Raw genomic sequence first — 19,609 nt, forward strand, 5'->3', positions numbered from 1 at the left:
TGAAGCGGGGTGCGTCAGCCCTGGAGGCCGGCCACCTTGTGCGCCAGCGCCGACTTCTTGTTGGCGGCGGCGTTCTTGTGGATGACACCCTTCGAGACAGCCTTGTCCAGCTGACGCGAAGCGGCGCGGGTCGCAGCCGTGGCCTTCTCGACGTCACCGGCGGCGACGGCCTCGTTGGCCTTACGGATGAAGGTGCGCAGGGAGGACTTGACGGACTTGTTGCGCAGGCGCGCCTTCTCGTTCGTCTTGTTCCGCTTGATCTGGGACTTGATGTTCGCCACGAAAGAGCCTTTGCAGGTTCGATGATTCGATCTTCGGTCGTGCCTGCCGCCACGAGGGTGACGAGACACAGCTGTCCACGTTACCAGCCGCTTCCCGACCGGCCCAAACCGGGCGCAGGCCCGCGGCCGTGGGACGATAGAGGCTGTTCCTCATGTATCGAACCGTCGTCGACCCGAGACGAGACGTCGCGATCGACCCCGCGCGTCTCAAGAATCAGGACCCTGCGTGCCCGCGACTCCTCCCAACGTGCCCGAGCCGAGCCGTACCGACCCGGCGCTGATCCGCAACTTCTGCATCATCGCCCACATCGACCACGGCAAGTCGACCCTTGCCGACCGGATGCTCCAGCTCACCGGCGTGGTCGACCAGCGGCAGATGCGCTCCCAGTACCTCGACCGCATGGACATCGAGCGCGAGCGCGGCATCACGATCAAGTCCCAGGCGGTCCGTCTGCCGTGGGCCCCCACCGAGGGCCCCGGCCAGGGCCGGACCCACATCCTGAACATGATCGACACCCCGGGCCACGTGGACTTCACCTACGAGGTGTCGCGTTCGCTCGCCGCGTGCGAGGGCACCGTCCTGCTCGTCGACGCCGCCCAGGGCATCGAGGCGCAGACGCTGGCCAACCTGTACCTGGCCATGGAGAACGACCTCACCATCGTTCCCGTCCTCAACAAGATCGACCTGCCGGCCGCCCAGCCCGAGAAGTTCTCCGAGGAACTCGCGAACCTCATCGGCTGCCAGCCCGAGGACGTCCTGAAGGTGTCGGCGAAGACCGGCATCGGCGTGGACGCGCTCCTGGACCGCGTGGTGCGCGACGTGCCCGCCCCGGTCGGCGTCGCCGACGCGCCCGCCCGCGCGATGATCTTCGACTCGGTGTACGACTCCTACCGGGGCGTCGTCACCTATGTGCGTGTCATCGACGGCCAGCTCAACAAGCGCGAGCGCATCCGCATGATGTCGACCGGCGCCACCCACGAGCTCCTCGAGATCGGCGTCTCGTCCCCCGAGATGACGCCCGCCGACGGCATCGGCGTCGGCGAGGTGGGCTACATCATCACCGGCGTGAAGGACGTCCGTCAGTCCAAGGTCGGTGACACCATCACCAGCCTGCACAACGGGGCGACCGAGGCGCTCGGCGGCTACAAGGACCCGAAGCCGATGGTCTTCTCCGGTCTGTATCCGCTGGACGGCTCGGACTACCCGGACCTGCGCGAGGCCCTCGACAAGCTCCAGCTCAACGACGCCGCCCTGGTGTACGAGCCGGAGACCTCCGCGGCCCTCGGCTTCGGCTTCCGCGTCGGCTTCCTCGGCCTGCTGCACCTCGACGTGATCCGCGAGCGCCTGGAGCGCGAGTTCGGCCTCGACCTGATCGCGACCGCGCCCAACGTGGTCTACCGGGTCGTCCTGGAGGACGGCAAGGAGGTGACCGTCACCAATCCGAGCGAGTTCCCCGAGGGCAAGATCTCGGAGGTGCACGAGCCGGTCGTGCGGGCCACCATCCTCGCCCCCTCCGAGTTCATCGGCTCGATCATGGAGCTGTGCCAGACCCGGCGCGGCACCATGCTCGGCATGGACTACCTCTCCGAGGACCGGGTCGAGATCCGCTACACCCTGCCGCTCGCGGAGATCGTCTTCGACTTCTTCGACCAGCTCAAGTCCAAGACGCGCGGCTACGCCTCGCTCGACTACGAGCCCACCGGCGAGCAGGCCGCGAGCCTGGTCAAGGTCGACATCCTGCTGCACGGCGACAAGGTCGACGCCTTCTCCGCCGTCTGCCACAAGGACGCGGCCTACGCCTACGGCGTGCGCCTGGTCGCCAAGCTGCGCGAACTCATCCCGCGCCAGGCCTTCGAGGTGCCCGTGCAGGCCGCGATCGGCTCCCGGGTCATCGCCCGCGAGACGATCCGCGCCATCCGCAAGGACGTCCTCGCCAAGTGCTACGGCGGCGACATCTCCCGTAAGCGCAAGCTGCTCGAGAAGCAGAAGGAGGGCAAGAAGCGGATGAAGATGGTGGGCTCCGTGGAGGTCCCCCAGGAGGCCTTCATCGCGGTGCTCTCCAGCGACGAGTCGGGCGCCAAGAAGAAGTAGGACGCCCACGATCACCGGCTCTTCGCAAGGCCGCCACAACGGACCCCCGCGCCTTCGCACGGGGGTCCGTTCGTTATGAAACCACTCTCCGTTGCCCCTTACGCGGGGGCCGACGGCGCTCTACTCTGATCACGGCCCGATGGTTACTCGCCAGTTAAACAAGCGTCGGACAGCCAGAGCACTCGGACAACCAGCCAGTCGCGCAGCCTTGCCGCAGGCCAGCCCGGAGGACGTCGTGAGCGACACACAGACCTTGATCGAGAACCGGCCGCCGTCCGTGGCGACCCTCTTCGTCCAGCGCGTGGACGCCACGCCGGACGCGGAGGCCTACCGCTACCCGGTACCGGGCAGCGGTCGGACCCCCGACGAGTGGAAGTCGCTCAGCTGGGCCCAGGCCGCCGAGCGGGTCTACGCGATCGCCGCCGGCCTCGCGGAGCTCGGGGTGCTCAGCGAGGAGCGGGTCGCGCTGGCCTGCTCCACCCGGGTCGAATGGATCCTGGCCGACCTCGGCGTGATGTGCGCGGGAGCCGCCACCACCACGATCTACCCCTCCACCAACGCCGAGGAGTCGGCGTTCATCCTGGCCGACTCCGAGAGCCGCGTCCTGATCGCCGAGGACGCCGGCCAGCTGGCCAAGGCCCGCGAGCGGCGCGCCGAGCTGCCGAACCTGCGCCACGTCGTGGTCGTCGACCCCACCGGCGCGGAGCCCGTCGAGGGCGACCCGGAGGGCTGGGTGCTGAGCCTCGCCGACCTGGAGGCGCGCGGCGCCGCCCACCTGGAGAAGAACCCCGGGGCGGTCAAGGAGCGGATCGCGGCCATCACCGCCGACCAGCTCGCCACCCTCATCTACACCTCCGGCACCACCGGCCGGCCCAAGGGCGTCCGGCTGCCGCACGACAACTGGTCGTACATGGCGAAGGCGATCGCGGCGACCGGCCTGGTCACCGGCGAGGACGTGCAGTACCTGTGGCTGCCGCTCGCCCATGTCTTCGGCAAGGTGCTCACCTCGGGCCAGATCGAGGTCGGTCACGTCACGGCGGTCGACGGCCGCATCGACAAGATCATCGAGAATCTGCCGGTGGTCCAGCCGACCTACATGGCCGCGGTGCCGCGCATCTTCGAGAAGGTCTACAACGGCGTCGCGAGCAAGGCCCGGGAGGGTGGCGGCGCCAAGTACAAGATCTTCCAGTGGGCGGCCGAGGTGGCCCGCGAGTACGCGAAGGTCAGCCAGGACAACTTCCGCCGCACCGGTCGCCCCGGGGCGCCCTTCACCCTCTCGGCCAAGCACAAGGTCGCCGACGCGCTCGTCTACAGCAAGATCCGCGAGGCGTTCGGCGGGCGGCTGCGGGCCTGCGTCTCCGGCTCGGCCGCGCTCGCCCCCGACATCGGCTTCTTCTTCGCCGGCGCCGGCATCCACATCCTGGAGGGCTACGGGCTCACCGAGTCCTCGGCCGCCTCCTTCATCAACCCGGGCGAGGCGTACCGCACGGGCACGGTCGGCAAGCCGCTGCCCGGCACCGAGGTGCGGATCGCGGACGACGGCGAGATCCTGCTGCGCGGCCCCGGCATCATGGAGGGCTACCACCAGCTGCCCGAGAAGACCGCCGAGGTGCTGGAGTCCGACGGCTGGTTCCACACCGGTGACATCGGCGAGCTGTCCGCAGACGGCTATCTGCGGATCACCGACCGCAAGAAGGACCTCATCAAGACCTCGGGCGGCAAGTACATCGCGCCCGCCGAGGTCGAGGGCCAGTTCAAGGCGGTCTGCCCGTTCGTCTCCAACATCCTGGTGCACGGCGCCGACCGGAACTTCTGCACCGCCCTGATCTCCCTCGACGAGCCCACCATCCTCGGCTGGGCCGCGGAGCAGGGCATCACCGGCTCGTACGCCGAGGTCGTGGCGGCCCCGCAGACGGTGGAGCTGGTCGACGGCTACGTCAAGCGCCTCAACGAGGGGCTCCAGCGCTGGCAGACGATCAAGAAGTTCCGGCTCCTCCCGCGCGATCTCGACGTGGAGCACGGCGAGTTGACGCCCAGCCTCAAGCTGAAGCGGCCGGTTGTCGAGCGCGAGTACCGGGCGCTTATCGACGAGATGTACGCAGGCTCCCGCGAGGCCTGACCCCCGCACCGGGGCTCCGCCCCGGACCCCGCTTCGCGCCTTGAGGGCGCTCGTCCTCAATCGCCGGACGGGCTGAGGTGCGTGGATGCGGGCCCGCACCGGTCCTGCCGGGGGCGCGGGGAACTGCGCGAGGAGCGACCACGACCCGCAGCCGAGACCGGGGTTTCCTGGGGCTCCGCCCCAGACCCCGTTCGCGCCTTAAGGGCGCTCGTCCTCAATCGCCGGACGGGCTGAAATGCCCCGATGCGGGCCAGCATCGACCCCGCCAGGGGCGCGGGGAACTGCGCGAGGAGCGGGCACGGTCCGCAGCCGGGACCGGGGTTTCCTGGGGCTCCGCCCCAGACCCCGTTCGCGCCTGAACGGCGCTCGTCCTCAATCGCCGGACGGGCTGAGGTGTCCGAGGTGGGCCCGCACCGGTCCTGCCAGGGGCGCGGGGAACTGCGCGAGAAGCGAGCACGGTCCGCAGCCGGAACCGGGGTTTCCTGGGGCTCCGCCCCAGACCCCGTTCGCGCCTTAAGGGCGCTCGTCCTCAATCGCCGGACGGGCTGAAATGCCCCGCTGCGGGCCAGCACCAGTACCGCTAAGGGGCGCGGGGAACTGCGCGAGGAGCGACCACGACCCGCAGGTTCGAGAGGGTTGAGGGGCGCGGGGAACTGCGCGAGCAGCGGGCACGGGCCGCACATGACCGCGGGTTCTGGGGGCGGGGGGAACTGCGCAAGCAGGGCTACCCGTGGCGCGCGGCCTCACGCACCCGGTGGGGTGGTGGCCGGTCTCTGGGGGCGGTCCGGCTGCGCCGGGATGGCGGGGTCGGCCTCACCCGACTCCGGCCCGGCCGCCTCCGGACCGCTCTCGCCGTTCCCCTCCCGCTCATTCCCGGCGCCCTCGGCCCCGCCGTCGGGGTCGAGCAGGGCGCACACCACGCCCAGGAGCCGGTCCACGTCCACCGGCTTGGGCACATACGCGTTGGCGCCCTGGGCGATGGACTTCTCCCGGTCGCCGGGCATCGCCTTCGCGGTGAGAGCCACGATCGGCAGGTCGGCCCAGAGCGGACTGCGCCGGATCGCCTCGATCGTCTCGTAGCCGTCCATCTCCGGCATCATGATGTCCATCAGGACGAGCTCGACGCCGGGCTCGCGTTCCAGGACCTCGATGCCCTCCCGCCCGTTCTCCGCGTACAGCACCGGCATGCCGACCCGGCCGAGCACATGGGTGAGTGCGAACACGTTGCGGATGTCGTCGTCGACGATCAACACCCGCCGCCCGGACAGGACTTGACCGGCCCGCCCGCCCCGCCACTCCTCCAGTTCGCCGCCGGCCGGCCAGTCGTCGTCCTGGTCGGGCAGCGCCAGGTGCTCGCGGGAGAGCAGTTCGGAGGCGTCCAGGGCGGGCTCGGGGCCCGGCTGCGGTTCGCCGGGGGCGTTCCCGGGGTGCAGGACGGGGACGTACAGGGTGAAGGTGGAGCCGCGGCCCGGTTCGCTCTCGGCGACGATGCGGCCGCCGAGCAGCCCGGCGATCTCGCGGCTGATGGAGAGGCCCAGCCCGGTGCCGCCGTACTTGCGGTTGGTGGTGCCGTCCGCCTGCTGGAACGCCTCGAAGATCACCGGCAGCTTCTCGGGCGCGATGCCGATGCCGGTGTCCCGCACCACGAAGGCGACCAGGTCCTCGCCGGGCGCCGCCGCGTCGCGCTGATCCCGGACCCGGTCGACCCGCAGCTCCACCCGGCCCGACGAGGTGAACTTGATCGCGTTGGAGAGCAGGTTGCGCAGGATCTGCTGGAGGCGCCGCTCGTCGGAGTACATCTCGCGCGGCACGTCCTCACCCACCGCCACGTCGAAGGCGAGGCCGCGGTCGAGGGTGATGGGCCGGAAGGTGGCGTGGACGTAGTCGAGGAGCTTCATGAGCGGGAGCTTGGTGGGGCGTACGTCCATCCGGCCGGCCTCGATCTTCGACAGGTCGAGGATGTCGTTGATCAGCTGGAGGAGGTCGGAGCCCGAGCGGTGGATGGTGGCCGCGAACTGCACCTCTTGCTCGGACAGGTGGGCGTCCGGGTTGTCGGCGAGCAGCCGGGCGAGGATGAGCAGCGAGTTGAGCGGGGTGCGCAGTTCGTGCGAGATGTTCGCCAGGAACTCCGACTTGTACTGGGAACTGGTGGCCAGCAGGGCCGCCTTCTCCTCCAGGGCGGAGTTCGAGCGTCTCAACTCGGCCTGCTGGCGCTGGAGTTCGTCCGAGCGCTCCTGGAGCTGCACGGCCAGGCGCTGGGACTCGCTGAGCAGTGACTCGGTGCGGGAGTTGGCGATGATGGTGTTGATCGCGACGCCGATCGTGTTCACGAACTGGTCGAAGAAGGCCAGGTGGACATCGGAGAAGCGGGAGAAGGACGCCAGCTCGATCACCCCGAGCAGCTTGTCCTCGAAGAGGATCGGGATGATGACGACGCTGGCGGGCGACGCCTCGCCGAGCCCTGAATTGATCTTGATGTAGTCCGGCGGGGCCTCTTCGAGCAGGATCCGCTTCTTCTCCAGGGCCGCCTGCCGGACCAGGCCGTGCCCCGGCATGCCGGTGGTGTCCACGGTCGCGCCCTGCGCCGAGCCGTACCCCGCGATGAACGCGAGCCCCTTGGTGGCGCTGGTGGTGCGCGAGGGGGTGCCGTCTCCGTCCGGGTCGGCCAGGAAGAACGCGCCGTACTGGGCGTTCACCAGCGGCGTCAGCTCGCGCAGGATCAGGTCGGCGACCTCCATCAGGTCCCGGTGGCCCTGCATCAGGCCCGCCAGACGCGCCAGGTTGGACTCCAGCCAGTCCTTGGCCCGGGTCGTCTCGCGCAGATTGGACACCATCAGATTGATGTTGTCCTTCAGCTCGGACACCTCGCCCCGGGTCTCCACGGTGATCGAGCGCGACATGTCGCCCTGGGCGACGGCCGAGGCGACCTCGGCGATCGCGCGGACCTGGGTGGTGAGGTTCAGGGCCAGCTCGTTGACGTTGGTCGTCAGGCGCTTCCACGTCCCGTACACGCCCTCCACCCGTGCCTGGCCGCCGAGTTGGCCCTCCGAGCCCACCTCGCGGGCCACCCGGGTGACCTCGGAGGAGAACGACGACAGCGTGTCCACCATGGTGTTGATGGTGGTCTTCAGCTCCAGGATCTCACCGCGCGCGTCCACGTCGATCTTCTTCGACAGGTCGCCCTGGGCCACCGCCGTGGCGACCTGGGCGATGTTGCGCACCTGCGACGTCAGGTTGTCGGCCATGTAGTTGACGTTGTCGGTGAGGTCCTTCCACACCCCGGACACCCCGAGCACCTGGGCGCGCCCGCCGAGCCGGCCGTCGGTGCCGACCTCGCGGGCCACGCGCGTCACCTCGTCGGCGAAGGCGCGCAACTGCTCCACCATCGTGTTGACGGTGTCCTTCAGCTCCAGGATCTCGCCCCGGGCGTCCACCGTGATCTTCTTCGACAGATCGCCGTTGGCGACGGCGGTGGTGACCTGGGCGATGTTGCGCACCTGTGAGGTCAGGTTGGACGCCATGAAGTTGACGTTGTCCGTCAGGTCCTTCCACACCCCCGACACCCCGCGCACCTGCGCCTGACCACCCAGGTTGCCTTCGGTGCCGACCTCGCGGGCCACCCGCGTCACCTCGTCGGCGAAGGCGGAGAGCTGGTCGACCATGGTGTTGATGGTGGTCTTCAGCTCCAGGATCTCGCCCTTCGCCTCCACCGTGATCTTCTTGCCGAGATCGCCCTGGGCGACCGCCGTCGACACCAGGGCGATGTTGCGGACCTGCGAGGTCAGGTTGTCCGCCATGAAGTTGACGTTCTCGGTCAGGTCCTTCCACACCCCGGACACCCCGCGCACCTGGGCCCGCCCGCCGAGGTTGCCCTCGGTGCCGACCTCGCGGGCGACCCGGGTCACCTCGTCGGCGAAGGCGGAGAGCTGGTCGACCATGGTGTTGATGGTGGACTTCAGCTCCAGGATCTCGCCCTGCGCGTCGACCGTGATCTTCTGCGAGAGGTCCCCGTTGGCGACGGCGGTGGTGACCTGGGCGATGTTGCGTACCTGCGACGTCAGGTTGGACGCCATGAAGTTGACGTTGTCGGTGAGGTCCTTCCACACCCCGGACACGCCCCGCACCTGGGCCCGCCCGCCCAGCCGGCCCGCCGTGCCGACCTCACGCGCCACCCGGGTCACCTCGTCGGCGAAGGCGGAGAGCTGGTCCACCATCGTGTTCACGGTCAGCTTCAGTTCGAGCAGCTCACCGGTGGCCTCGACCGTCACCGTACGCGTCAGATCGCCCCGGGCGACCGCCGTGGTCACCGCCGCGATGTCACGGACCTGGGCCGTCAGACGCGCGGCCATGGTGTTCACGGCCTCCGTCACGTCACGCCAACTCCCGCTCAGGCCCTGCGCCTTGGCGCGCCCGCCGAGCCGGCCCTCGGTGCCGACCTCGCGCGCCACCCGCGTCACCTCGCCGGTGAACAGCGACAACTGGTCGACCATCGTGTTGACCGCCCGGCCCAGCCGGCGCAGATCGCCGCGCAACTGGCGGCTGCCGTCGTGCAGATCGACCCGCTGGGTCAGATCGCCGCCCGCCACCGCGTCCAGCACCCGCGTCGCGTTGGCCGCCGGCACCACCAGGGCGTCGAGCAGGGTGTTCGCATGACCGATCCCGGTGGTCCAGGCGCCCTGACCGGGGCTGGCCGCCAGCCGCTCGTCGAGCCGCCCGTGCCGGACCACCTCGCGGCGCACCCGTGTCAGCTCGTCGGTGAAGTGCTGGTTGCGCGCGGCCACTTGATTGAACAAGGAGGCCAGCTCGGCCGGGAGCCCCTCGTCGGTCTCCCGCAACCGCACCCGGAAGTCGCCGTCACGCAACGCCGTCAACGCGGCGAGCAGCGGCCGCAGTTCGCAGGCGCGGATCCAGCCGCCGCCCTCGGGCGGCATAGCACTGTCTTCGTTCATGCGGGCCCACTTCGGTGACTCGGCGCTTATGGGCCCGCTCAGTCTGTCACTCTGTCGAAGCCGTGAGCGGCGCATTGTGAGAACCCGTCAGGAGCCGCACCGTGGGACCCTTTCCAGCCCAGCGGGACAGCGTGAACCGCCCCTGCGCCCCGACCCCCTCCGCGCCGGAGCAGCCGGGCCCGCACTCCGCCGCCCCCGCGCCCTGCGCCGCTCCCGCCCCGGCCCCGGAGACGAGCCCACCCGCCGCGCCGCACGCCGCTCCCGGGGAGCCGGGCCCGCCCGCCCCGGGCGCCGCTCCCAGCCCCCACCCCACCGCCCGCACCAGCCTGCCCGGCAACCCGCTCGCGCCGGGAGCGGCCCGGCGCTTCATACGAGCCGCGCTCGCCGACTGGGCCGAGCCGGGACCGCGGGGTCCGGCCCAACTCCAGGACTGCGGCGAGGAGTTCGTCCACGAGGCCGGGATCCTCGTCAACGAGCTCGTCACCAACGCGGTCGTGCACGCCGGGACCTCCGTCGATCTGCTGTGCCGCCTGGAGAGCGGCGACGCCACGGAACCCGCCGCCCTCGTCATCGAGGTCTCCGACCACCACCCCGCCCGCGCGCTGCGCGGCGCACCGCGGTCCGTGCGGGACGACGAGCTCCTCGCGTACGAGCACGGGCGCGGCCTGCATGTCGTGGCCGCGCTCGCCGAGTGCTGGGGCATCACCTACCGCCCGGGCCTCAAGACCGTCTGGGCCCGGCTCACCGTGAACGGCGAGCCGCCGGAGCAGGGCGCCGACCACCACGACGAGACGCGCCGGCCCGGCGAAACGCTCCACCGCGCCGCGCGCGCCACCGACGCCCACGCTCCCGCCCCCCACCGCACCCCCCGCCGCCATGACCGGGACTGGGTCAACCGCGGCGCCCTCTCCTTCCTCGCGGAGGCCTCCGACCTGCTGGCCGGACAGTTCGACGAGGACCTCGTGGCGACGCTCGCCGCCCAGCTCCTGGTGCCCCGGCTCGCCGACTGGTGCGCGATCTGGCTCGACGACGCGGCCGGCGGCCCGCTCGCCGCGCCCCGCCTCGCCCGCGTCTGGCACGCGAGGGAGGCCGCCGTCGAGCCCCTGCGGGCCGCCGTCGAGAAGGAACCGCCCCGGCTGTCCGCCGCCGCGCGCGGCGGACCGGTACCGATGCCCTGGCCTTCGGTGGCCGAACTCGGCCCGGACGGCGCGGCGTTGGCGTACCGGCTCGTCACCGGCGGCCGGGAGGTCGGCGTGCTGCTGCTCGGCCAGGCAGGCCCGGCCCGCATCCCCGACGAGATCACCGGCCTGATCGAGGACTTCCTGCGCCGGGTGGCGCTCGCGATCGGAGCGGCCCGCCAGTACACCCGGCAGGCCACCATCAGCCGGGTGCTCCAGCGCGGCCTGCTGCCGAGCCGCGTCGCCGTGATCCCCGGCATCGACAGCGCCTTCATCTACCAGCCCAGCGACGAGGCGCTCGCCGGCGGCGACTTCTACGACGTCTTCCCCGGCGCCGAGGGACGCTGGTGCTTCGCGCTCGGCGACGTCCAGGGCAGCGGGCCCGAAGCCGCCGTGGTGACCGGCCTCGCCCGGCCCTGGCTGCGGCTGCTCGCCCGCGAGGGGCACGCGGTCCACGAGGTGCTCCACCGGCTCAACCAGCTCCTCGTCGACGACGCGACCGAAGCCGCCGAGGCGGCGGTCTGCCTCGCCCCGGCCCCTCCCCGCGCCGGGCCGCCCGGACCGCACGATCCGCTGGAGGGCCCCCAGGCCCGCTTCCTCTCCCTGCTGTACGGGGAGCTCGTACCGGACGCCGACGGAGGCCCGGTGCGCTGCACCCTGGCCAGCGCCGGCCACCCGCTGCCCCTGCTGCTGCGGCCCGACGGCTCGGTACGGGCGGCCGCCGCCCCGCAGATCCTGCTCGGCGTCATCGAGGGCGCGCGCTACGAGAGCGAGAGCCTCAGCCTCGACCCGGGCGACACCCTGCTGTGCGTGACGGACGGGGTCACCGAGCGGCGCTCGGGAGGGCGCATGTTCGACGACGCCGACGGGCTCGCCACCGTGCTGGCCGGCTGCGCGGGACTGACCGCGGCCGAGGTGGCGGAACGGATCAAGGAGGCGGTGTACGCGTTCGGCGACACCCCGCCCGCCGACGACCTCGCCCTGCTCGTGCTCCGGGCCGGCTGAACCGCCCCGCGGGCCCGGTCCGCACCCGTACGGCCAGGTCCTCACCCCGTCCGGCCCGGGGAGCGCCGCGCGTGCCGGACAATGGGGTCATGCCTTCCGTACTGCCCGATGGTGAGCCCATGCCCGAGGACGGGTCGCTGCCCCGCCATGCCCTGGAGGGCGCCGGGGACCGGCCGCTCGGCTTCTACCTGCACGTTCCGTACTGTGCGACGCGCTGCGGCTACTGCGACTTCAACACGTACACGGCGAGCGAACTGGTCGGCAAGGGCGGCGTCCTCGCCTCCCGCGACAACTACGCGGACATGGTCGTCGAGGAGATCCGCCTCGCCCGCAAGGTCCTCGGCGGGGACCCCCGCCCGGTGCGGACCGTCTTCGTCGGCGGCGGCACACCCACCCTGCTCGCGGCGTCCGACCTGGTACGGATGCTCGCGGCGGTACGCGAGGAGTTCGGCCTCGCCGACGACGCGGAGGTGACGACCGAGGCCAACCCGGATTCGGTGAACCCGGAGTACCTCGCGGAGCTGCGCGAGGGCGGCTTCAACCGGGTCTCCTTCGGCATGCAGAGCGCCCGGCAGCACGTCCTGAAGGTCCTCGACCGCACCCACACCCCCGGGCGCCCGGAGGCCTGCGTCGCCGAGGCCCGCGCGGCGGGCTTCGACCACGTCAACCTCGACCTGATCTACGGCACGCCCGGCGAGAGCGACGAGGACTGGCGCGCCTCGCTCGCCGCGGCCGTCGGCGCGGGCCCCGACCACATCAGCGCGTACGCCCTGATCGTCGAGGAGGGCACCCAGCTCGCCCGGCGGATCCGGCGCGGCGAGGTGCCCATGACCGACGACGACGAGCACGCGGACCGCTACCTCATCGCGGACGAGGTGCTCGGCGCGGCCGGCTACTCCTGGTACGAGGTCTCCAACTGGGCCACCACCCAGGCGGGCCGCTGCCTCCACAACGAGCTGTACTGGCGCGGGGCGGACTGGTGGGGGGCGGGGCCCGGCGCGCACAGCCACGTGGGCGGGGTGCGGTGGTGGAACGTCAAGCACCCCGGTGCGTACGCGGCGGCGCTGGCGGCGGGGCGCTCGCCCGGGGCCGGGCGGGAGCTGCTGTCCGCGGAGGACCGCCGGGTGGAGCGCATCCTCCTCGAACTCCGCCTCCGCGAGGGGTGCCCCCTCGACATCCTGCGGCCGGCCGGGCTTTCCGCGGCGCGGGGGGCGGTGGGGGAGGGGTTGCTGTCGGAGTCCGCGTTCTCGGCGGGGCGGGCGGTTCTGACCCTGCGGGGCCGGCTCCTGGCCGACGCGCTCGTCCGAGCCCTGGTCGACTGACCCGGCCCGGGGTTCCTCTTGCGCAGTTCCCCGCGCCCCTGACCCCCTCGATCCTGCGGCCCGTGCCCGCCTCTTGCGCAGTTCCCCGCGCCCCCTAAACCCGCTGTCGGCGTGCGGGCCGTGCGTGGCTGGTCGCGCAGTTCCCCGCGCCCCTAAACCCGCTGTCGGCGTGCGGCCGTGGTCGTTTCTCGCGCAGTTCCTCGCGCCCCTAAGAAAACCCGTCTTCATCTGCGGGCCGTGCGTGGCTGGTCGCGCAGCTCCCCACGCCCCTAAGCGGTACTGATGCTGGCCCGCATCGGGGCATTTCAGCCCGTCCGGCGTTTGAGGACGAGCGCCGTTCAGGCGCGATACGGGGTCTGGGGCGGAGCCCCAGGGGGCCGGAACCAACCAACCCGTTGCACGGGCGGGTGGGTGGGGAAACTCCCCAGGGGGCTACGGGGCCGTCACGAAGTCGATGAGGTGCTCGACGGAGCCGAGCAGAGACGGATCCAGGTCCCGATACGTCCGCACCCCCGCCAGAATCCGCTGCCACGCCGCCCCCGTGTTCTCCGCCCACCCCAACGCCCGGCACACCCCCGTCTTCCAGTCCTGACCCCGCGGCACCACCGGCCACCCCTCGATCCCCACGGACGCCGGCTTCACCGCTTCCCACACGTCGATGTAGGGGTGCCCGACGACCAGGACGTCCGGATGGTTCACGGACGCCGCGATACGGGACTCCTTCGAGCCCGGGACCAAGTGGTCGACCAGGACCCCGAGCCGTGCGTCCGGCCCGGGCGCGAACTCGGCGACGATCGCCGGAAGGTCGTCGATGCCCTCCAGGTACTCCACGACCACGCCCTCGATCCGCAGGTCGTCCCCCCACACCTTCTCGACGAGCTCCGCGTCGTGGCGCCCCTCGACGTAGATCCGCCCGGCCCGTGCCACCCGGGCCCGCGCCCCCGGCACGGCCACCGATCCCGAGGCGGTGCGCGCGGGGCGCTGCGGGGCGGGTGCGGAGGCGGAGGGGCGTACGAGGGTGACCACCTTGCCCTCCAGGAGGAACCCGCGGGGCGCGAGCGGGAAGACCCGGTGTTTGCCGAAGCGGTCCTCAAGGGTGACCGTCGGCCCCTCGGCCGTCTTCTCGCAGCGGATCACGGCTCCGCAGAATCCCGTGGAGACCTCCTCGACCACGAGGTCGGTCTCGGCCGGCACCTCGGGAACGGGCGCCTGCTTCTTCTTCCACGGCGGGGTGAGATCAGGGCTGTAGCTGCGCATGGCCTCATTATTCGGGAAAGATCATTCGTGCGGGGCGGACGGACCGGAGAGTGCGACGACGGAGACGACGGAGAAGACGGAGAAGACGGAACGGTACGGCCGTACCCCGCCACGACACCCCGAACCGCCCCGCGAGTCGCTTCCACCACGACTCCTCGAACCGCCCCCGCGAGTCGCTTCCGCTACGACACCCCGAACCGCACCGCGAGTTGGTCCCGCTGCGCCCGTACGAACGCCGCGTCCACCACCGCCCCGTGCCCCGGCACGTACACCGCGTCCTCGCCGCCCAGCGAGAGCAGCCGGTCCAGGGCGGCCGGCCAGCGGGAGGTGAGCGCGTCCGTGCCGGCCTGGGGCTCGCCCGACTCCTCCACGAGGTCGCCGCAGAAGACGATCTCCGGGGAGTCGCCGCGCGCCGGCACCAGGACCGCGAGGTCGTGCCCGCTGTGCCCGGGGCCCACGTTGGCGAGCAGCACCTGGCGCCCGCCGAGTTCCAGCGTCCACTCGCCGCACACCGCGTGGTGCGGCAGGACCAGTACGTCGGCGGCCTCGGCCGCGTCCTGTCCGGACACGCCGTGGCCGACGGCGGCGGCACGCATCGCCTCACGGCTCAGCGCACGCTCGATGCCGACCGCCCCGTACACCTGGGCGCCGGAGAAGGCGGCCGTCCCCAGGACGTGGTCGAAGTGCGGGTGGCTGAGCGCGATGTGGGTCACACGGCGGCCGAAGAGGGCCTCGGCCTGGGCCCGCAGCTCGGCGCCCTCGCGCAGCGTGGCCCCGGTGTCGCACAGCAGGAGGGAGTCCTCGCCGGCGACCAGCGCGGCCGTCGCGTCCCAGATCGGCAGGCGTCTGCGCCCGACCCCGTCACCCAGCCGCTCCCAGCCGAACTCTTCCCAACGGACGTCCATGACGCGACGCTATCCGCAATCGCGGGACGTCGCCGCACGGTAGCGTGGTCGGCCGCCCTTGCTAGGTGCGTACCGGTCGGCCGTACACTGGCCGGGGATTGCTGGCACTCGAACGCAGTGAGTGCCAAACGGACGGCAACGGGAGGTGTGCGCGATGCTCAGTGAACGCAGGCTCGAGGTGCTGCGCGCCATCGTCCAGGACTATGTCGGCACCGAGGAACCGGTGGGCTCCAAGGCCCTCACGGAGCGGCATGCGCTGGGCGTCTCGCCGGCGACGGTGCGCAATGACATGGCGGTCCTGGAGGAGGAGGGCTTCATCGCCCAGCCTCACACCAGCGCCGGCCGGATCCCGACGGACAAGGGATACCGGCTGTTCGTCGACCGGCTCGCGGGTGTCAAGCCCCTGTCGTCGCCGGAGCGGCGCGCCATCCAGAACTTCCTGGACAGCGCGGTGGACCTGGACGACGTGGTGGCCCGCACGGTGCGGCTGCTCGCTCAGTTGACCCGGCAGGTGGCGGTCGTCCAGTACCCGTCGCTGACCCGGTCCACGGTGCGGCATGTGGAGCTTCTCTCACTCGCGGCGGCCCGGCTGATGCTGGTGCTGATCACGGACACCGGCCGGGTCGAGCAGCGGATGGTCGACTGCCCGGCGCCGTTCGGCGAGGCCGCGCTCGCGGACCTGCGGGCCCGGCTCAACGCACGGGTGGTGGGGCGCCGCTTCGCGGACGTGCCGCAACTGGTGCAGGACCTGCCGGAGTCCTTTGAACCGGAGGACCGGGGTACCGTGTCGACGGTCCTCGCCACCCTCCTCGAAACCCTGGTCGAAGAGACCGAGGAGCGGTTGATGATCGGCGGCACCGCCAATCTCACCCGCTTCGGACACGACTTCCCGCTGACCATCAGGCCGGTGCTGGAGGCACTTGAGGAGCAGGTCGTGCTCCTCAAGCTGCTCGGCGAGGCCAAGGAATCGGGCATGACCGTACGCATCGGGCACGAGAACAACGCCCACGAGGGCCTGAACTCCACGTCCGTCGTCTCGGTCGGCTACGGTTCCGGCGGCGAGGCGGTCGCCAAACTCGGCGTGGTCGGACCGACCCGCATGGATTACCCCGGAACGATGGGAGCGGTACGCGCAGTGGCACGTTACGTCGGACAGATCCTGGCGGAGTCGTAAGTGGCCACGGACTACTACGCCGTACTCGGCGTGCGCCGCGACGCATCACAGGACGAGATCAAGAAGGCCTTCCGGAGGCTCGCGCGGGAACTCCATCCCGACGTGAACCCCGACCCGAAGACCCAGGAGCGGTTCAAGGAGATCAACGCCGCTTACGAGGTCCTCTCCGACCCGCAGAAGAAGCAGGTCTTCGACCTCGGCGGCGATCCGCTGTCGTCGTCGGGCGGCGGCGGTGGCGCGGGCGGCTTCGGCGCGGGCGGCTTCGGCAACTTCTCGGACATCATGGACGCCTTCTTCGGCACGGCTTCGCAGCGCGGCCCGCGCTCGCGGACCCGCCGGGGCCAGGACGCCATGATCCGCCTGGAGATCGACCTCAACGAGGCGGCCTTCGGCACCACCAAGGAGATCCAGGTCGACACCGCGGTGGTGTGTACGACCTGTTCGGGCGAGGGCGCGGCCCCCGGCACCTCCGCGCAGACCTGTGACATGTGTCGCGGTCGCGGCGAGGTGTCCCAGGTCACCCGGTCCTTCCTGGGCCAGGTCATGACCTCACGCCCGTGCCCCCAGTGCCAGGGCTTCGGCACCGTGGTCCCCACCCCGTGCCCGGAGTGCGCGGGCGACGGCCGCATCCGCTCGCGGCGCACCCTCACCGTGAAGATCCCGGCCGGTGTCGACAACGGCACCCGGATCCAGCTCGCGGGCGAGGGCGAGGTCGGCCCCGGCGGCGGCCCCGCCGGAGACCTGTACGTGGAGATCCACGAGGTGGCGCACGATGTGTTCCAGCGCCGTGGCGACGACCTGCACTGCACGGTCACCATCCCCATGACGGCGGCGTCCCTCGGCACGAAGGTGCCGCTCCAGACGCTCGACGGCATGGAGGAGGTGGACATCCGCCCGGGCAGCCAGTCCGGCCAGTCCATCCCGCTGCACGGCCGCGGCATCACGCATCTGCGCGGCGGCGGCCGGGGAGACCTCATCGTGCACGTCGAGGTCCTGACCCCGAGCAAGCTCGACCCCCAACAGGAGGATCTGCTGCGCCAGTTGGCGAAGCTGCGCGGCGAGGAGCGGCCCACGGGCCAGTTCCAGCCCGGTCAGCAGGGTCTGTTCTCCCGTCTGAAGGACGCCTTCAACGGACGCTGAGCCGAGTGGAGGGGGGCCGCGGGGATCATCCCCGCGGCCTCCTTTTTTTCGTCTTTTCGTCGGCTTACGGGAGCAGGGCCCCGGGGACAGGACCGCGACCAGGCGCCCGCCCCGCCCGAGCGGGGAGGAACCGCGCCGGGGGAGGAACCGCGCGGGGAAGGAACCGGGCCGGGGAGAATGCTCGCGGGTGAGGACGCGCGCGGGGCCGGAACCGGCGATTCGGCGCGAGAGCAACGCCGTGGCACGATGCGGACATGGCTTTGACCGATCTCTGCCGGTATCCGATCGTGCAGGCGCCCATGGCGGGTGGCGCCTCCGGTGCGGCGCTGGCCGCGGCCGTCTCCGAGGCCGGGGGCCTCGGTTTCCTGGCCGCCGGTTACAAGACGGCCGACGGCATGTACCAGGAGATCAAGCAGGTGCGCGGGCTCACCGGCCGGCCCTTCGGCGTCAACCTGTTCATGCCCCAGGAACCGGCCACCGACCCCGCCGCCGTCGAGGTATACCGCCATCAGCTCGCGGGCGAGGCCACCTGGTACGACACCCCGCTGGGGGAGGCCGACTCCGGGGGCGACGACAACTACGAGGCCAAGCTGGCCATCCTGCGCGAGGACCCGGTGCCGGTGGTCTCGTTCACCTTCGGCTGCCCCGAGCGCACGGTGCTCGACGCCTTCGCGAAGATCGGCACGTACACGATCGTCACCGTGACGACGCCCAAGGAGGCGGAGACCGCGCACCGGGCCGGGGCGGACGCGGTGTGTGTGCAGGGCGTCGAGGCGGGCGGCCACCAGGGCACCTACCGCGACGACCCGCAGTCCGGTGGCGCCGGACTGGGACTGCTCACGCTGATCACCCTCGTACGCGAAGCCGTACCCCTGCCGATCGTCGCGGCCGGCGGACTCATGCGCGGCGCCCAGATCGCGGCGGTCCTCGCGGCGGGCGCGGACGCGGCGCAGTTGGGCACGGCGTTCCTGTCCTGCCCCGAGTCGGGCGCGAGCGCGCCGCACAAGCAGGCGCTGACCAACCCCCTCTTCGCGCGTACGGAGCTGACGCGGGCGTTCTCCGGGCGGCCCGCGCGGGGCCTGGTGAACCGCTTCATGCGCGAGCACGGCCCGTACGCCCCCGCCGCCTACCCGCAGGTGCACCAGCTGACCCTCGGCCTGCGCAAGGCCGCGGCCGAGGCCGGTGACCCGCAGGGCATGGCGCTCTGGGCGGGCCAGGGCCACCGTCTTGCCCGGGAACTCCCGGCGGCCCGGCTCGTCGAGGTCCTGGCCGCCGAACTCGACGACGCGGCAGCCGAGTTGACCGCGACCCTGCGGAACCTGAGAAACCTGAGGAGTGCGTCATGACCGCCCCGGTCTTCGTTGTCGACACGGTGCCCGTCGGCGGCGAGTTCGTCCTGGACGGCGCGGAGGGCCGCCACGCCGTCTCCGTCAAACGGCTGCGCCCCGACGAGCGGGTCACCCTGACCGACGGCGCGGGGAACCGGGCGGACGCCGTGGTGGTGTCCGCCGAGGGCAAGGACCGCCTGACCGTACGCGTCACCGGGTACGCGAGCGAGGACGAGCCCGCCGTACGGATCACCGTGGTGCAGGCGCTGCCCAAGGGAGACCGGGGCGAGGTCGCCGTGGAGACGATGACCGAGACCGGCGTGGACGCGATCGTGCCGTGGCAGGCCGCGCGCTGCATCACCCAGTGGAAGGGCGAACGCGGCGCCAAGTCCCTTGCCAAATGGCGCAGTACGGCCCGCGAGTCGGGCAAGCAGTCGCGCCGCGTCCGCTTCCCCGAGGTGCGCGAGGCGCTGACCACCAAGCAGGTCGCGGCCCTGCTGGCCGAGGCGGACCTGGCCGTGGTCCTGCACGAGGACCCCGAAGTCGCCTCGGCCGCCCTGTCCACGGCCGAGCTGCCCGCCCACGGGGAGATCGTCCTGGTCGTCGGCCCCGAGGGAGGCGTGTCCCCCGAGGAACTCGCCGCCTTCGCCGAGGCGGGCGCCCGCCCCCACCGCCTGGGAACGAGCGTGCTCCGCACGTCGACGGCCGGGACGGTGGCGGCGGCGGTCCTGATGTCCCGAACGGGCCGCTGGTCCTGACGCGGGCCCGCCTCTCCGCCCGGCCGCGCGTTCAGCCCTCCGGCGTTCGAGGAGCGGGGTCCGGGGCGGAGCCCCCGTGTCCGCCGGGGCGCGGACCGGGC

The 19,609-nt window shown here is 71.7% G+C and carries 12 protein-coding genes; 8 read left to right on the forward strand and 4 right to left on the reverse strand.

From position 1 onward, the window contains the following. Nucleotides 1-14 precede the first annotated feature (14 nt). Entirely contained in the window at nt 15-281 is a 267-nt protein-coding gene (gene rpsT / locus N4G70_RS02485; RefSeq protein WP_053726104.1) for a 30S ribosomal protein S20, read from the reverse strand. A gap of 226 nt (nt 282-507) precedes the next feature. Between rpsT and lepA the strand changes: the two genes are divergently transcribed. Further along, complete coding sequence (gene lepA / locus N4G70_RS02490) at nt 508-2,373, forward strand: translation elongation factor 4 (RefSeq protein ID WP_261710688.1); 1,866 nt, start codon at nt 508-510, stop codon at nt 2,371-2,373. A 235-nt stretch (nt 2,374-2,608) separates the two neighbouring features. Next, on the forward strand, nt 2,609-4,492 hold the full coding sequence (locus N4G70_RS02495; RefSeq protein ID WP_261710689.1) for a long-chain fatty acid--CoA ligase: 1,884 nt from the start codon (nt 2,609-2,611) through the stop codon (nt 4,490-4,492). A gap of 743 nt (nt 4,493-5,235) precedes the next feature. Here the strand turns inward: N4G70_RS02495 and N4G70_RS02500 are convergent. Further along, nucleotides 5,236-9,423, reverse strand: a complete 4,188-nt coding sequence (locus N4G70_RS02500) for a HAMP domain-containing protein (protein WP_399034299.1) — start codon at nt 9,421-9,423, stop codon at nt 5,236-5,238. 344 nt (nt 9,424-9,767) lie between these two features. Between N4G70_RS02500 and N4G70_RS02505 the strand changes: the two genes are divergently transcribed. Both N4G70_RS02505 and hemW read left to right on the forward strand, forming a co-directional pair. Further along, a complete protein-coding gene (locus N4G70_RS02505) occupies nt 9,768-11,624 on the forward strand; it encodes a SpoIIE family protein phosphatase (RefSeq protein ID WP_261711344.1) in 1,857 nt (618 codons plus the stop codon). Between the two features lie 89 nt (nt 11,625-11,713). Further along, nucleotides 11,714-12,946 (forward strand): radical SAM family heme chaperone HemW, encoded by a 1,233-nt coding sequence (gene hemW / locus N4G70_RS02510; RefSeq protein WP_261710691.1) that lies wholly within the window; start codon nt 11,714-11,716, stop codon nt 12,944-12,946. 432 nt (nt 12,947-13,378) lie between these two features. Here hemW and N4G70_RS02515 read toward each other — a convergent pair whose 3' ends face one another. Both N4G70_RS02515 and N4G70_RS02520 read right to left on the reverse strand, forming a co-directional pair. Continuing rightward, nucleotides 13,379-14,203 (reverse strand): DUF3097 domain-containing protein, encoded by an 825-nt coding sequence (locus N4G70_RS02515; RefSeq protein ID WP_261710692.1) that lies wholly within the window; start codon nt 14,201-14,203, stop codon nt 13,379-13,381. Nucleotides 14,204-14,385: 182 nt separating this feature from the next. Then, nucleotides 14,386-15,108 (reverse strand): MBL fold metallo-hydrolase, encoded by a 723-nt coding sequence (locus N4G70_RS02520; RefSeq protein ID WP_261710693.1) that lies wholly within the window; start codon nt 15,106-15,108, stop codon nt 14,386-14,388. Between the two features lie 154 nt (nt 15,109-15,262). On the opposite strand from N4G70_RS02520, the gene hrcA reads away from it, so the two are divergent. From hrcA to N4G70_RS02540, 4 genes are all read left to right on the forward strand, one after another. Further along, nucleotides 15,263-16,282 carry a heat-inducible transcriptional repressor HrcA gene (hrcA, locus tag N4G70_RS02525; RefSeq protein ID WP_100578282.1) on the forward strand — a complete coding sequence of 340 codons (1,020 nt, stop codon included), beginning with the start codon at nt 15,263-15,265 and terminating at the stop codon, nt 16,280-16,282. Next, a complete protein-coding gene (gene dnaJ, locus N4G70_RS02530; protein WP_261710695.1) occupies nt 16,283-17,422 on the forward strand; it encodes a molecular chaperone DnaJ in 1,140 nt (379 codons plus the stop codon). A 254-nt stretch (nt 17,423-17,676) separates the two neighbouring features. Further along, the gene (locus tag N4G70_RS02535; RefSeq protein ID WP_261710696.1) at nt 17,677-18,768 is read left to right on the forward strand and encodes a nitronate monooxygenase; all 1,092 of its coding nucleotides are present in this window, start codon (nt 17,677-17,679) and stop codon (nt 18,766-18,768) included. After that, entirely contained in the window at nt 18,765-19,508 is a 744-nt protein-coding gene (locus N4G70_RS02540) for a 16S rRNA (uracil(1498)-N(3))-methyltransferase (protein ID WP_261710697.1), read from the forward strand. The genes N4G70_RS02535 and N4G70_RS02540 overlap by 4 nt, the downstream gene beginning before the upstream one ends. Nucleotides 19,509-19,609: the final 101 nt, after the last annotated feature.

Origin of the sequence: Streptomyces sp. ASQP_92 (assembly GCF_025399895.1) — a bacterium.
In the GTDB taxonomy this organism is placed as follows: Bacteria; Actinomycetota; Actinomycetes; order Streptomycetales; family Streptomycetaceae; genus Streptomyces.

Coding starts and splice junctions, on each gene's coding strand:
- hrcA (WP_100578282.1), top strand. CDS start 15,263: ATGCTCAGTGAACGCAGGCTCGAGGTGCTGCGCGCCATCGTCCAGGAC.
- N4G70_RS02515 (WP_261710692.1), bottom strand. CDS start 14,203: ATGCGCAGCTACAGCCCTGATCTCACCCCGCCGTGGAAGAAGAAGCAG.
- N4G70_RS02520 (WP_261710693.1), bottom strand. CDS start 15,108: ATGGACGTCCGTTGGGAAGAGTTCGGCTGGGAGCGGCTGGGTGACGGG.
- N4G70_RS02540 (WP_261710697.1), top strand. CDS start 18,765: ATGACCGCCCCGGTCTTCGTTGTCGACACGGTGCCCGTCGGCGGCGAG.
- N4G70_RS02535 (WP_261710696.1), top strand. CDS start 17,677: ATGGCTTTGACCGATCTCTGCCGGTATCCGATCGTGCAGGCGCCCATG.
- N4G70_RS02500 (WP_399034299.1), bottom strand. CDS start 9,423: ATGCCGCCCGAGGGCGGCGGCTGGATCCGCGCCTGCGAACTGCGGCCG.
- hemW (WP_261710691.1), top strand. CDS start 11,714: ATGCCTTCCGTACTGCCCGATGGTGAGCCCATGCCCGAGGACGGGTCG.